The 13,997-nt window shown below is 62.7% G+C and carries 12 protein-coding genes; 9 read left to right on the top strand and 3 right to left on the bottom strand.

Features of this window, described 5'->3' with window-relative positions:
- The first annotated feature begins 137 nt into the window (after nt 1-137).
- Complete coding sequence (locus tag AC1RT4_RS07780; protein ID WP_493084798.1) at nt 138-977, top strand: hypothetical protein; 840 nt, start codon at nt 138-140, stop codon at nt 975-977.
- Nucleotides 978-997: 20 nt separating this feature from the next.
- Here the strand turns inward: AC1RT4_RS07780 and cadR are convergent, their stop codons facing one another.
- On the bottom strand, nt 998-1,447 hold the full coding sequence (gene cadR, locus AC1RT4_RS07775) for a Cd(II)/Pb(II)-responsive transcriptional regulator (protein ID WP_007953454.1): 450 nt from the start codon (nt 1,445-1,447) through the stop codon (nt 998-1,000).
- Nucleotides 1,448-1,531: 84 nt separating this feature from the next.
- Here cadR and AC1RT4_RS07770 point away from each other — a divergent pair, with 84 nt between their 5' ends.
- The 8 genes from AC1RT4_RS07770 (at nt 1,532) to AC1RT4_RS07735 (ending at nt 11,167) form a co-directional block, all read left to right on the top strand.
- Nucleotides 1,532-3,841 carry a heavy metal translocating P-type ATPase gene (locus AC1RT4_RS07770; protein WP_493084796.1) on the top strand — a complete coding sequence of 770 codons (2,310 nt, stop codon included), beginning with the start codon at nt 1,532-1,534 and terminating at the stop codon, nt 3,839-3,841.
- A 16-nt stretch (nt 3,842-3,857) separates the two neighbouring features.
- Nucleotides 3,858-4,721: a LysR family transcriptional regulator gene (locus tag AC1RT4_RS07765; RefSeq protein WP_007953452.1), complete on the top strand. Its 864-nt coding sequence runs from the start codon at nt 3,858-3,860 to the stop codon at nt 4,719-4,721.
- A 231-nt stretch (nt 4,722-4,952) separates the two neighbouring features.
- Nucleotides 4,953-6,029 (top strand): putative 2-aminoethylphosphonate ABC transporter ATP-binding protein, encoded by a 1,077-nt coding sequence (locus AC1RT4_RS07760; protein WP_007953451.1) that lies wholly within the window; start codon nt 4,953-4,955, stop codon nt 6,027-6,029.
- Nucleotides 6,029-7,753 (top strand): putative 2-aminoethylphosphonate ABC transporter permease subunit, encoded by a 1,725-nt coding sequence (locus AC1RT4_RS07755; RefSeq protein WP_493084793.1) that lies wholly within the window; start codon nt 6,029-6,031, stop codon nt 7,751-7,753. Before AC1RT4_RS07760 ends, AC1RT4_RS07755 begins: the two co-directional genes overlap by 1 nt.
- A 47-nt stretch (nt 7,754-7,800) precedes the next feature.
- Nucleotides 7,801-8,826 carry a putative 2-aminoethylphosphonate ABC transporter substrate-binding protein gene (locus AC1RT4_RS07750; RefSeq protein WP_064600170.1) on the top strand — a complete coding sequence of 342 codons (1,026 nt, stop codon included), beginning with the start codon at nt 7,801-7,803 and terminating at the stop codon, nt 8,824-8,826.
- Between the two features lie 130 nt (nt 8,827-8,956).
- A complete protein-coding gene (locus AC1RT4_RS07745) occupies nt 8,957-10,090 on the top strand; it encodes a TIGR03364 family FAD-dependent oxidoreductase (RefSeq protein ID WP_493084791.1) in 1,134 nt (377 codons plus the stop codon).
- Nucleotides 10,090-10,656 (top strand): phosphonate degradation HD-domain oxygenase, encoded by a 567-nt coding sequence (locus tag AC1RT4_RS07740; protein ID WP_493084789.1) that lies wholly within the window; start codon nt 10,090-10,092, stop codon nt 10,654-10,656. Before AC1RT4_RS07745 ends, AC1RT4_RS07740 begins: the two co-directional genes overlap by 1 nt.
- Nucleotides 10,657-10,741: 85 nt before the next feature.
- Nucleotides 10,742-11,167: a hypothetical protein gene (locus AC1RT4_RS07735; protein ID WP_493084787.1), complete on the top strand. Its 426-nt coding sequence runs from the start codon at nt 10,742-10,744 to the stop codon at nt 11,165-11,167.
- Here AC1RT4_RS07735 and AC1RT4_RS07730 read toward each other — a convergent pair.
- Together AC1RT4_RS07730 and AC1RT4_RS07725 are read right to left on the bottom strand one after the other, a co-directional pair.
- Nucleotides 11,164-12,549 carry a GTPase/DUF3482 domain-containing protein gene (locus AC1RT4_RS07730; RefSeq protein WP_011336410.1) on the bottom strand — a complete coding sequence of 462 codons (1,386 nt, stop codon included), beginning with the start codon at nt 12,547-12,549 and terminating at the stop codon, nt 11,164-11,166. The two genes, AC1RT4_RS07735 and AC1RT4_RS07730, sit on opposite strands and share 4 nt — an antisense overlap.
- Nucleotides 12,542-13,915 (bottom strand): DUF2868 domain-containing protein, encoded by a 1,374-nt coding sequence (locus tag AC1RT4_RS07725; RefSeq protein ID WP_493084785.1) that lies wholly within the window; start codon nt 13,913-13,915, stop codon nt 12,542-12,544. The genes AC1RT4_RS07730 and AC1RT4_RS07725 overlap by 8 nt, the downstream gene beginning before the upstream one ends.
- Nucleotides 13,916-13,997 lie beyond the last annotated feature (82 nt).

Below are 13,997 nucleotides of genomic sequence, written 5' to 3'. Positions count from 1 at the left end.
CGACTTTGCGCAATTGCAAAAGAATCTAACAAACTGTCAGCTCTGACAGGTGGCGAATAAATGAAAGGGTGTTTGACTGACCACAAGCCATTCGGCTGTGGTCGGCAACACCCTTTCTTTATTTGTGGAGTTTCGCTATGTCACTCGATACAAGCGGTCCAACCAACGGGTTCTCCGAGCGCGCAGTTGGTCTTACCGCGCAGAGCTCAAGCGTTCAATTGCCCGGAGCACCGTATGTGGGTTGCAGGAATGCTTCGGGGCATATTCTTTCCTTACCTTCCATTAAACCTTGGGATTGCGTGATACCTGGTGAATTGCTTCGTGGCGCCCCGGTTTTCCTTGATTCGCTGCTTTTTATGGTGTCTGTAAACAATCGGGACTTTCAGATCGGTGATCAAGTGCGAGTGCAAGGGCAGGCACTTGGGGGAACCGGAGGAAGCTTCGAGTTGCCTTCCCAGACAGTCACAGAATTCGCCGATTTGTACTTTCTTTTTTCCGACGCTGAAGCACTCAAGTTCGAAGGAGACAGGGTCGAAGTCATCTCTGTAACCACAAGAAACGGAATTGGTTTGCCGTCGGGGTCTCTGTTCGTCAACTTCGTTTTGCCACTGTTTCAAACCGGACAGATTTCCATCGAGGGAGTGTCGAATGACGAGCTGGAGATTGATAAGCATCCAGAAGTCCTCGTCCTCACTGTTCCGAAGATCTTGAACTTGCAAAACAATAACGCCATTGAATTCTATTGGCTGAGTCGCTTCCAGGGCGAACCCGGTGCACGCAACTGGAGAGACTATCAGCGCAAATTGACAGTCACCCCCGAATTACCTGTCCAGTTCCGAATTGCGCCGAGTGTCTATCAACCGTTTCGTGGAGAGTCAGTTTTTCTATACTGCAGCGTCTACCTGGGTGCTGGAATGCTCCCGGCGCTCAGTTACGGCATGGGCCCCCAAGGCACTCTGGAGTTCAAACTGATCTGATCAGTGTGGTGCTAGGTGACTTAATGGCCGTGGCTGCGGCCCACATGCGAATGCTCAACCTCCGCCGCTACAACCCCGCCACTGACTTCCAGCCGCTGCAGGATCCCGCACTGATCCGCTTCCGGCCCTTCACCACAGCGCTGGCGCAGGTCGAGCAGTTGTGTCTGCAACGCCAACAGCCCATCGATCCGCGCCTTGACGTGCTGGATATGCTCGTCGATCAGCGCATTCACGCTTTCGCATTGATCCTGCGGGCTGTCGCGCAAGGCGAGCAGGCTGCGGATTTCCTCGAGGGTCATGTCGAGGGTGCGGCAGTTGCGGATAAAGGTCAGGCGTTCGGCGTGGGCCTGGGTGTAGACGCGGTAGTTGCCGTCGCTGCGGGCCGGCTCCGGCAGCAGGTTTTCGCGCTCGTAGTAGCGGATGGTTTCCACGGCGCAATCGGTCTGTTTCGCCAGTTCTCCGATCTTCATGACCGCAATCTCCAAAAGGGTGCTTGACCCTATAGTGGCTACAGGGTCTTTACTTGGCAACAGGCACCTTCATGGACGCGACCAATGAGCGATTCCCTGCACACCCACAAGCCCGGTGACGGGCACGATCACAGTCACAAACTGCAGCCTGTGCATAAACATGCCCACGCCGGCGATTCCTGCTGCGGGTCGAAAACCGTTACGCCTGCGCCGGCTCATTCGAGTGACGACGCCTGCTGCTCGTCGAAAGCCGCCGCGCCTTCACTGGTGCAACTGAGCGAGGCAAAAAGCGCTGACGCCCGGCTGAGCAGCTTCCGCATCGAGGCGATGGACTGCCCGACCGAGCAGACGCTGATCCAGAACAAGCTCGGCAAACTGGCCGGGATCCAGCAGCTGGAATTCAACCTGATCAACCGCGTGCTCGGCGTGACTCACAACTTGCCGGACACCGCGCCGATCATCGACGCGATCAAATCCCTCGGCATGCAGGCCGAGCCGCTTGAGGCGGGCGTCGAAGCGCCAACGCCGGCGCCGGTGAAAAAACACTGGTGGCCGCTGGCGCTGTCCGGCGTCGGTGCGCTGGCTGCTGAAGTTATCCACTTCACCAGCGCCGCCCCGACCTGGGTGGTGGCGATCATCGCGCTGATCTCGATCCTCAGCGGCGGCCTCACCACCTACAAGAAGGGCTGGATCGCCCTGAAGAACCGCAATCTCAACATCAACGCCCTGATGAGCATCGCCGTGACCGGTGCGGTGTTGATCGGCCAATGGCCGGAAGCGGCGATGGTGATGTTCCTGTTCACCGTGGCCGAGCTGATCGAAGCGCGCTCGCTGGACCGCGCACGAAACGCCATCAGCGGCCTGATGCAGATGACGCCGGAGCAGGCGACGGTGTTGCAGGCTGACGGCAGTTGGGTCGAACTGGATGTGAAAAGCATCGATCTTGGCACACGAGTGCGAGTGAAGCCCGGTGAGCGCATCGCGCTGGACGGTGAAGTCGTCAGCGGCAGTTCGACCATCGATCAGGCGCCGATCACCGGTGAAAGCCTGCCGGTGGAGAAAACCGTCGGCGACAAGGTTTTTGCGGGCACCATCAACCAGGCCGGTTCGCTGGAATACAAAGTGACCGCCGCGGCGAACAATTCGACTCTGGCGCGGATCATCCACGCCGTAGAGCAGGCGCAAGGCGCGCGGGCGCCGACCCAGCGTTTCGTCGATCAGTTCTCCAAAATCTACACCCCGGTGATCTTCGTCCTGGCGCTGGCCGTGGCGATCATCCCGCCGCTGTTCATGGGCGCCGCGTGGTTCGACTGGATCTACCGCGCGCTGGTGCTGCTGGTGGTCGCGTGCCCGTGCGCACTGGTGATTTCCACCCCGGTGACCATCGTCAGCGGCCTCGCGGCTGCGGCGCGCAAAGGCATTCTGGTCAAGGGCGGCGTGTACCTGGAGGGCGGTTTCAAGCTCGACTATCTGGCCCTCGACAAGACCGGCACCATCACCCACGGCAAACCGGTGCAGACCGATTACCTGTCCCTCGACCCGACCGCCGACGCCACGGCCCCGGCGATTGCCGCCGCGCTGGCCGGGCGTTCCGATCACCCGGTGTCGCTGGCCATCGCCAACGCGGCTGTGGATAAGGAGTTCGCGGCGCTGGTTGTGGATAACTTCGAAGCGCTGGCCGGCCGTGGGGTAAAAGGCGAGGTCAACGGTCAGGTCTACCATTTGGGCAACCACCGTCTGGTTGAAGAACTCGGCCTATGCTCGCCGCAACTGGAAGAAAAACTGTTCGCGCTGGAGAAACAGGGCAAATCCGTGGTGCTGCTGCTCGACCGTTCCGGCCCGCTGGCGCTGTTCGCCGTGGCCGACACGGTCAAGGAAACCAGCCTCGAGGCGATCCGCCAGTTGCACGAACTGGGCGTGAAAACCCTGATGCTCACCGGCGACAACGTCCACACCGCGCAGGCGATCGCGGCGCAGGTCGGGATCGATCAGGCCAAGGGCGACTTGCTGCCCACCGACAAACTGCAAGCCATCGAAGACCTGTATGCGCAGGGCCGTCGGGTGGGCATGGTCGGCGATGGCATCAACGACGCGCCGGCACTGGCTCGCGCCGAGATCGGTTTTGCGATGGCGGCGGCCGGTACCGATACGGCGATTGAAACCGCCGATGTCGCCCTGATGGACGACGATCTGCGCAAGATTCCGGCCTTCATCAGCCTGTCGCGCCATACCGCCGCTATCCTGAAACAGAACATCGCGCTGGCGCTGGTGATCAAAGCGATCTTTCTTGGGGTAACCTTCGCCGGGCTCGCCACCATGTGGATGGCGGTGTTTGCCGACATGGGCGTGAGCCTGCTGGTGGTGTTCAATGGTTTGCGCCTGTTGCGCAAATAGAGGAAGAGGGACGGTTGTGCTGAGTGCCGAGCTGAAAGCGTTTTACATGGTGGCCCGCCTGGGCAGCATCACGCTGGCGGCGAAAAAGCTCGGCCTCAGCCAACCGACCGTGACCACCCAGATCCGCAATCTGGAAAGCCAGTATTCGGTGGAGCTGTTCTACCGTGGCGGCCGACGCCTGAGTGTCAGCGACGAAGGCGCGCGGCTGTTGCCGATGGTCAAAGCCTTGTTGCAGCAGGAAGCCGATATCGAGTTCTTCCTGCGCAACAGCGGCCAGGTGCAGGGCACGCTGCGCATCGCCGCCACCGCGCCGTATTACATCCTCGATCTGGTGAAGACCTTCCGCGAGCGCCTGCCGCAGGTGGAAGTCTCGGTGGAAATCGGCAACTCGCAGCAAGTGCTCGAAGCGCTGGAGGATTACCGGGTGGATGTCGCGGCGTCGTCGCAATTGCTCGACGATGCACGGCTGATCCGCCGGGTGCTCGGCAGCGATCCGCTGGTGCTGGCAGTGCATCGCAATCATCCGCTGGCGGCGCACGACCATGTGACGCTGAGTGCGCTGGCCGGGCATACCTTGCTGATGCGTGAATCCGGCTCGACCACCCGTCGCCTCACCGAAGAATTGCTGGCCAGCGCCGGCGTCAGTTTCGGCCCGTTGCTGGAGATCGGCAGCCGTGAGTCGATCCGCGAGGCGGTGCTGCGCAACATCGGCATCAGCATCATCGCCCGCCAGGAAGTGCCGCACGATCCGCAGTTGCGGGTGCTGACCCTGGAGAATGCGCCGCAGATTCCCGAATACCTCTACTGCCTCAAGGAACGCAAGAATGCCCGCTTGCCGGCAGCGTTTCTCGGACTGGCGCAGGAAATGTCCCCCGCTTAATGATCGTTCCCACGCTCCGCGTGGGAATGCAGCCCGGGACGCTCCGCGTCCTTTCCAGATCCGAACGCGGAGCGTCCGTTGAGGCATTCCCACGCAGAGCGTGGGAACGATCCGCGATCCGCGGGGAACCAAAATCCCTGAATACCACTATCGGTCGATTTTGCCTTGTTGCCATATGACCGACGCATTACAACTCTAGGATTCGTCTCATCTGCTTGATGAGGCCTGTCCATGAACCCTGCAATCGCAACTGCCCTGACCAACCCCGGCGCACCGATGAAAGTGCGCGGCGTGCAGAAGCGCTTCGGCGCTTTCACGGCGCTGGATAACGTCTCCCTCGATGTCGCGGCTGGTGAGCTGGTGTGCCTGCTCGGCCCGTCGGGTTGTGGCAAGACCACGCTGCTGCGTTGCATCGCCGGTCTGGAAAAGCAGGACAGCGGCGAGTTGTACCTCGGCGAGCGCGACGTTTCCCACCTCGCGCCCCAGGCTCGGGACTACGGCATTCTGTTCCAGTCCTACGCGCTGTTTCCCAATCTGACCGTCGAAGCGAACATTGCCTACGGCCTCGCCGGTAGCGGTCGCGATGAAGTGCGCCGTCGCGTCGGTCAGATGCTGGAACTGGTCGGCCTCACCGGCAGTGAGAAAAAGTACCCGGGCCAGTTGTCCGGCGGCCAACAGCAACGGGTGGCACTGGCCCGCGCTCTGGCACCGGCACCGTCGCTGCTGTTGCTCGACGAACCGATGTCGGCCCTCGACGCCCGGGTCCGCGAGCATCTGTGCACCGAGCTGCGCCAGCTGCAACGCAACCTCGGCATCACCACCCTGATGGTCACCCACAATCAGGACGAAGCCATGCTGATGGCCGACCGCATCGCCGTGATGAACAACGGCAAGGTCGAGCAGTACGCCACCCCGCAGGAAATCTACAACCGCCCGGCCACGCCGTTCGTGGCCGAGTTTGTCGGCCAGGGCAACTGGCTGCCGTTCCAGCGCAGCAGCGACAGCCACGCCAAGGTCGGCGGGATGAACCTGCGACTGGCTGACGGCAGCGTCCACAGCCCGTCGGGCCGGCTGTTCTGCCGCCCGGAAGCGATCAACGTCAATCCGTTGGTACACGAGGAAAACCTGTTCCCGGCCAAGGTTCGCGAGATCACTTTCCTCGGCAACCGCTGCCGCATGAGCTTCGAGCTCGATCAATTGCCCGGTCACGCCTTGCTCGCTGAACTGGCACCGGAAGCCATGCCGCGCCTCGGCGCCCAGCAGATCATGGTCGCCTTGCCGCCACGCAGCCTGCAGGTGTTTGCCTGATGAACAGCAACCTCGCACTGCCGCTACCGCAAAAGCAGGCGCGGCAGGTGTCCGGGGCCGAGGTCGGCGACCGGATCTTCGTCCTCGGCGGCAAACTCCTGCTGCTGGTGCTGCTAGGTGTGGCGGTGCTGTTGCCATTGCTGGCGATCTTCTGGCGCGGCTTTAGCAGCGAAGCCGGGCAGGGCGGTGGCTGGCTCGCCGCCAAGGAGCTGGTGAGCAGCGACAATTTCCACTGGCTGCTCGGTAACAGCCTGAAAGTTTCCCTCAGCGTCGCGGCGATCGTCGTACCGCTGGCCTACCTATTTGCCTACGCGTTGCAGCGCACCTTGATTCCCGCAAAAGGCATCTGGCGCGGGATTTCGCTGCTGCCGCTGATGGCGCCGTCGATGTTGCCGGGGATCGCGCTGGTCTATCTGTTCGGCAATCAGGGGATGTTGCGCGGGCTGCTGTCGGACAACATCTACGGTTTCTGGGGGATTGTTCTGGGTGAGGTGATCTACACCTTCCCACACGCCTTAATGATTTTGCTGTCAGCCCTGTCGCTGGCGGATGCGCGATTGTTCGACGCCGCGTCGAGCATGGGGGCGAGCCCTGCGAAAGCCTTCCGGAGCATCACCTGGCCGGCGACTCGCCAGGCCGTGTTCGCCGCGTTCTGTCTGGTGTTCACCCTGACCATCACCGATTTCGGTGTGCCGGTGGTGGTCGGTGGCGACTATCAAGTGCTGGCGCTGGAAGCCTACAAAGCGGTGGTTGGCCAGCAGCAATTCGGTCGCGGCGCGTTGATCGGCATGGTTCTGTTGCTGCCGGCGCTGTTCAGCTTCGGGGTCGATGCCTGGCTGCGTCGTCGTCACGGCGACTCCATGAGTGGCCGCGCCCAGGTGTTCAAACCGGCGCCGTCGAAGAAGCGCGATGCTTTTTATCTCAGCGTGGTCCTGCTGATCAGCGCCGCGTTGCTGCTGGTGTTCGGCATGGCGGTGTTCTCGTCGCTGGTGAAGTTCTGGCCGTACAACCTGTCGCTGTCGCTCAACCACTACCAGTTCAACGAGACCGCTGGCGGTGGCTGGCTGGCCTACGGCAACAGTTTGAAGATGGCGCTGGGCACGGCGTTGATCGGCAGCGTGCTGATCTTCACCGGCGCCTACCTGATGGAAAAGACCCGCAGCCAGCGCGGGCTGAATCTGACACTGCGCATGCTCAGTTTCGTACCGATGGCGGTGCCGGGGCTGGTGCTGGGTCTGGGTTACGTCTTCTTTTTCAACCTGACCGGTAACCCGCTGCACGTGCTGTACGGGACCATGACCCTGCTGATCGTCTGCACCATTGCTCACTATTTGACCACCGCGCAGATGACCGCCACCACCGCGCTGCGTCAGCTCGACGCCGAGTTCGAAGCCGCCGCGCTGTCGCTCAAGGCGCCGCTGTACCGGCATTACCTGAAGGTCACCGTGCCGATCTGCCTGCCGGCGCTGCTGGACATCGTGCGCTACCTGTTCGTCTCGGCCATGACCACCGTGTCCGCCGCGATCTTCCTCTACAGCCCCGACACCATCCTCGCAGCGGTGGCGGTGCTGAACATGGATGACGCCGGCAACGTCGGCGGCGCGGCGGCGATGTCGACCCTGATTCTGTTCACCTCGGCGGGCGTGTCCTTGCTGCTGGCGTGGGCTTCGCGCGGCTTGCTGCGCCGTTCCCAGGCCTGGCGGCAAACGGCGCCCGGCCACTGATCCACGACTTGTCCCTATCGCCTCAACTCACCTACAGGAAAACGATCATGTTCAAGCCTATGGCCCTGGCCGCTGCTGTGCTCGCTACTTTCAGCCTGAATGCCTTCGCGGCAAAAACCGAGTTGACGGTGTACACCGCCCTCGAAGCCGAGCAGTTGAAGTCCTACAAAGAGGCCTTCGAAAAGGCCAACCCGGACGTCGAGATCAAGTGGGTGCGCGACTCCACCGGGATCATCACCGCCAAACTGCTGGCCGAGAAGGACCGCCCGCAGGCTGATGCGGTCTGGGGCCTGGCGGCGTCGAGCCTGGCGATCCTCGATCAGCAAGGCATGCTGCAAAGCTATGCGCCGAAGGATCTGGGCAAGATCGGCGCGAACTACCGCGACGCCGCCAACCCGCCAGCCTGGGTCGGCATGGACGTCTGGGCCGCGACGATTTGCTTCAACACCGTCGAGGCCGAGAAGCAGGGCCTGACCAAACCGGTGAGCTGGCAGGACCTGACCAAGCCTGAGTACAAAGGCAAGATCGTGATGCCGAACCCGGCCTCGTCCGGCACCGGTTTCCTCGACGTCAGCGCCTGGCTGCAAACCTTCGGAGAGAAACAGGGCTGGGCCTACATGGACGGCTTGCACCAGAACATCGGCCAGTACGTTCACTCCGGTTCCAAGCCTTGCAAACTGGCTGCTGCCGGTGAGTTCCCGATCGGGATTTCCTTCGAATACCCGGCCGTCCAGCTGAAGCGCCAAGGCGCACCGCTGGACATCATCCTGCCGAAGGAAGGCCTGGGCTGGGAGATCGAAGCGACTGCCGTGATCAAAGGCACGCCACACGAAGAAGCTGCGAAGAAACTGGCCGACTTCTCCGCCAGCGCCCCGGCGATGGACCTGTACAAGGAAAACTTCGCTGTTCTTGCACAGCCGGGCATCGCCAAGCCGCAGACCGAACTGCCGGCCGACTACGAGCAGCGCCTGATCAAGAACGACTTTGCCTGGGCCTCGAAGAACCGCGACGAAATCCTGACCGAATGGCGCAAGCGCTATGACGGCAAGTCCGAGAAAGTCGCTGCCAAGTAAATCTTCTTACCCGATCGTTCCCACGCTCCGCGTGGGAATGCAGCCAAGGACGCTCCGCGTCCTCTGTGACGCAGAGCGTCACGGTATTCATTCCCACGCAGAGCGTGGGAACGATCATTGAGGTAGCTTCATGACACAACACAAAGACTTGCTGATCGTCGGCGCCGGCATCCTGGGCCTGTCCCACGCCTGGGCCGCTGCACGGCGCGGTCTCAAGGTCGCGGTTTTCGAACGCACCGCCACGCCACTCGGCGCCTCGGTACGCAACTTCGGCCAGGCACTGGTCACCGGCCAGCCACCGGGCCCGATGCTGGAACTGGCCAAGGCCAGCCGCGACATCTGGGGCCAGTGGGCGCAGCTCGCCGGCCTGCAACTCAAGCGCAACGGCTCGTACCTGTTCGCCCGCACCGAAGCCGAAGAGCACTTGCTCGAAGCCTTCTGCGCCGGGCGCGCCGTCGAGCATGAGTACCGCGTCGAACTGCTGCGCGGTGCCGCGCTGCGTGATCTGTATGGTGGCCAGTTCAGCCATCACCGCGCCGCGCTGCACGGGATGGACGATCAACAGCTGTATTCCCGGGAAGCGATTCCGGCGCTGATCAATTACCTGTGCCGTGAACTCGACGTCGAGTTTCACTTCTCGACGCTGGTGCGCGACGTCGAGTCAGGGAGGCTGCAAAGCACTGCCGGCACTTTCACCGCCGAGCAGATCATCGTCTGTTCCGGCCACGATTATCAGACCTTGTTGGCCGAGCCGATTGCCGCCCTCGACCCGCAAATCTGCCGCCTGCAAATGCTCCGCGCCCGGCCGCAGATCGACCTGAACTTGCAGCACGCCTTGCTCACCGGCCTCAGCTGCGTGCATTACGGCGCCTTCGCTGACTTGCCGGAAGCGGCGGCTGTGCAGGCACAGATCCTGCGCGAACAACCGCACCTGGAGGAAAACGGCATTCACCTGCTGATCAGCCCGACGCCGTATGGCGAACTGATCATCGGTGATTCGCACCATTACGGCAGCGATCCGTCGCCGTTCAACGCCGAGCAGGTCGACAACTGGATGCTCGAACTGGCCGAACAGACTCTCGGCTGCAAGGTGCAGGTGGTCGAGCGCTGGCAGGGTGTCTATGGTTCCCGGGGGCCGGGGCCGTTTTCGTTCCTGCGTCCGGCGCCCGGGCTGAGTGTGGCGCTGATGCACAGCGGCGTCGGCATGAGCGTCGGCCCGGCCATGGCCGAGCGCAATGTTGCACAGCTTTTTGGAGAGAACTGATGTTGAGTCACGAGCAAGTCATCGATCGGGTGTTCGGCCTCTATGAGCGCTTCGGCGCCAGCGACTATATCGGCGAACCGGTGTCGCAGATCGAACACATGTCCCAGGCGGCGCAACTGGCCATCGCCGAAGGCTTCGACGACGAAGTGGTGCTCGCCGCGTTCTTCCACGACATCGGCCACTTGTGTGCCGAAGGCGCGGAGAACATGGGCGGTTACGGCGTGGTCAGCCACGAACGCCTGGGCGCAGACTATTTGCGTGAGGCCGGCTTCAGCGAACGCCTGGCGCGGCTGGTGGAGTATCACGTCCAGGCCAAGCGCTATCTGACGCTCCGGGAGTCGGGCTATTACGACCGCTTGAGCGAAGCCAGCCGCCGCACCCTGGAGTATCAGGGCGGGGTGATGACCGAGGCTGAAGCGGATGCGTTCGAGCAGGATCCGTTGTGCGCCGTCAGCCTGCGAATGCGCCAGTGGGATGAGCTGGCGAAGGAAATGGCGGTGCCGGTAATGGATCTTGCGCTGTTGAAGCAAAAGGCTTTTACCGTGCTGTCCCGCGAGGCGCGCTGAACCTTCTTACGCCAAGCCGGGAAACGGTGCATGGCGCGTGTTGCCCCTTCGGCCCAGACTGGTTTTTTGCCGAAGGAGCGCACGGATGCGTTTTTTGAAAGTGATTGCCCGGGATCGATCCGGCAGCGGCGCAGGGGACAGTGTCCAGCTGCGCTTTCATGACAGCGAACAGGATTGGCGCGAAGCCTCGGCCCGTGAAGTGGCGCAACTGCGCAGCTTCTCCAGCACCTATCTGAAATGTGCCTGGTTAAATGTGGCCGATGAGGACGCGCGGCATCTGCGGATTTTCGCTCTGAACCCCGGCAGCGATGGAACGCCGGAGTCAGTGAGGCTGCACTTTCACCAGGGCGAATCCATCGCTTACAAGGCCGCCGTCCACGACCTGGATAACGATGGCCGCTTCGAGGTTGTCCTGAGTTCGGACGTCGACAACGACGGGCGCGCCAATCGCACCGATCGCAGCCGGGTGACGGCGCTGGTCAGACAGTTCCTCAAGCTCGGCTGGTTCTAGAGTTCGAGGACCTTGCCGACCAGTTCATCGATCTGTTCCTGACGCTGGGCCTGATTCAGTTTCGGATGCGGGTTGAGCGACGACCATTGCGGGTGGGCCCGGGCGATATTCAGCGCCTCCGGCAGCTTGCCTTCGCGCCAGGTCTTGTCCTGCGGCGTCGCCACCTGAATGCTGTCCAGCGCCGCATGGCCTCGGGCATTCAGCGCTTGCAGCAGTTGCCGTTGACGCAATGCCAGCAGGCGCAACACGTTGTCGTCGACGGTCAGTTCCCGCTGCCCTTTGATCTTGCCGAGCAGGCGGTTGCCATAGCTGCGGGCGGTTTGCAGGGCGCCGCCGGCAATGGCACCGGCCAGGGCGGCGGCGCCGAGGGTGATGCCTCCGACCAGCAGATCCACACCCGCACCGGCGGCTGCACCGGCCGCAATCCCGCCACCGACCCGCACGCCGAGCTGCTTGAGGGTTTCCGGGTTGAACAGGTCATCGCCCCAGCGCCCGTCGAGCAGCGGCAGATCACTGGCGGCGGCGTCCTGCGGGCGAAAGGCGTAGAGCTTGAGCAGCGCTTCGACGCAGCGTTGTTCGCGTTGGCGCACGGCTTTGCGCAGTTCGCTGATGGCCTGTTGTTCCTGTTCGGCGTTGCTCGCCACACTGCGCCGGCACGCGGCGCAGTCGATCAGCAACTCGGCGATCAGGCGCGCGGCGCTTTGCTCGCGGGCGAGGCGCTGGGCCTGTTGATCGGCGATCAATCGTTCAAGTTGTGGGCGGGCGTTTTCCAGCAACAGTGCGAGGCTTTCGTACAGCCGCCGCTCGCCGTCCTCGGGCGGAGCGACGCTGTCGAAGCGTACCAGCGCATGCAGGCCCAGACGCGCCAGTGCTTCGCGCCAGTCCGGCTCGCGGTGGTTGGCACTGCTGACGAAATTCAGCACCGGCAGCAACGGTTTGCCGCAGCTGGCCAGCACTTCCAGTTCATCGCGGTACTTGGCCAGCACCGGTTCGCGCGCATCGATCACATACAGGCCCGCATCGGAATCGAGCAGTTGCCGCAGCACCTTGGCTTCCTGCTCAAAACGCTGGCGCGCTTCGCTGCCGTCGAGAAACCGTGCCAGCCGTGCGGGGCCGTCGAGGCGTTCGCCGGGGCGTTCCAGACGCTCGAGAAAATCCAGCAGAGCGATGGCGTCTTCCAGACCAGGCGTGTCGTAGAGGTCGAGCAACGGTTCGCCATCCACCGACAACCGCGCGCCTTCGACATGCCGCGTGGTACTCGGGCGATGGGAGACTTCGCCGAAGCCGACGTCGCGGGTCAGGGTGCGCAACAGCGAAGTCTTGCCGACGTTGGTGTGGCCGACCACTGCCAGTTTCAACGGCGCTTTCCAGGCATCAGTCATGTCCGTGCTCCAGCCAGTTCAACGGGGCGCAATCGGCGAACGGCAGTTCGAGTTGTTGCAGCGCCACGTGCCAGTCGCCGAGACGTTCGGCGTCCAGCGCTTGTCCTTGCGGCGCTTGCAGCAGCCAGACGCGAGTCGCGGCGGCATTGCGCGCCAGCTCGGCGATCAGTGCCAGGCTGCCGCGATCTGGCGAGCGCCGTGGGTCGCAGGCAATCGCGAGGCGTGCCGGCGGGAAGCGGCTGAGTTGTTCGAGCAGTTTGTTGCGCGATTCACGACTGTCGAGGATGCCGGCGTTGCTGACGTTTTTCGGCAGCGTCGGTGGCCATGAGTGTTGATCATCGAGTTCGATTGCCACCAGCAACGCCCCGTCGCTGGCGTGTTCGCCGACGCTGCTTTCAACGCGGTGCAATTGCGCAGGCTCAGGGTCGGTGATGCCGAGGCGTTCGCTGGTCGGCATCAGGCGTTCGCGCAATTGGGCGTAACCGGGCAGGTTCAGGTCCAGACGCAATGCCGCTTTGCCGCTGTTCCAGCGCCAGAAGCAAAACAGCGCCAACAGCAGGCGCGGCAGCACGCCGTACACCACCAGCACGCCGACCAGCCAGGTCGCCCAGGCCTGACGGGCACTTTCGATGTTCAGCGCGGTGTCGCCGCTGGCGCGGATCATTTCGACAGTGGGCACGTTAAAGCCCAGCAGCGCCGGCAATGCGCCGAGGGTCTGGGTCATGTTGATGAACGTGTCGGCACTGAGAATCGTGGTTTCCCAGACGAAACCGTAGCGCCGGGTAGCCATCAGCGTCAGCAGCAGAACCAGCGCGCTGAACATCGCCAGCAGCCACAGGTCATTGACCAGCGTACCGAGCGCCCAGCGATTGAGCTTTTTGCGTTGCAGCATCAACAGCAGGGCCGGCGCCAGTTGCGCCGCCTTGGCATCGCGGGCGAGTTTTTCACTGAGCCACAGCCACAAGCGGCCGAGAGTGGCGCCGTGTTCGCCAGCGAAGATCAGCCCCAGCACCCAGCTCAACAGCAGAATCAGGTTCAGCCCGAGCAGACTGCCCAAGGCCCAGAACACATTGACCGGTGTCTGGCCCAGTGCGGCGAAGGCCAGCCCTGCACCGCTCAGTACCGCGAAGATCGCCAGCAGCACCAGCGCCAGACGCGCACCTTGCAGCCAGTGCTTGAGCGCAGAGGTCAGACCATCGCGCTCGGCCAGCCACAGGGCACGGCGTTGAATGCGGCTCGGCAGGTCGCCGCCGGCCGCGCGGGCCAGGCGATTGGCTTCCAGATCGTCCAGCGGGCCTGCGTGTTCTTCGCGCAGGCGCACGGTTTCGGTGAGCCAGAGGTTTTGCAGTGAAGTCAGTTCAGTCACGCGGCATCCCGTTGCTTGATTGAGCCGTGAGCATAACCGCTGTGGCGCTTATCGGGGTAAGGGCGGCTCTGGTATCCTCGCC

The sequence above is a fragment of the Pseudomonas sp. GW821-FHT11D10 genome (assembly GCF_058808435.1).
Note: the sequence above shows the minus strand (reverse complement) of the source record. Positions and strands in the feature narration are given on the sequence as shown.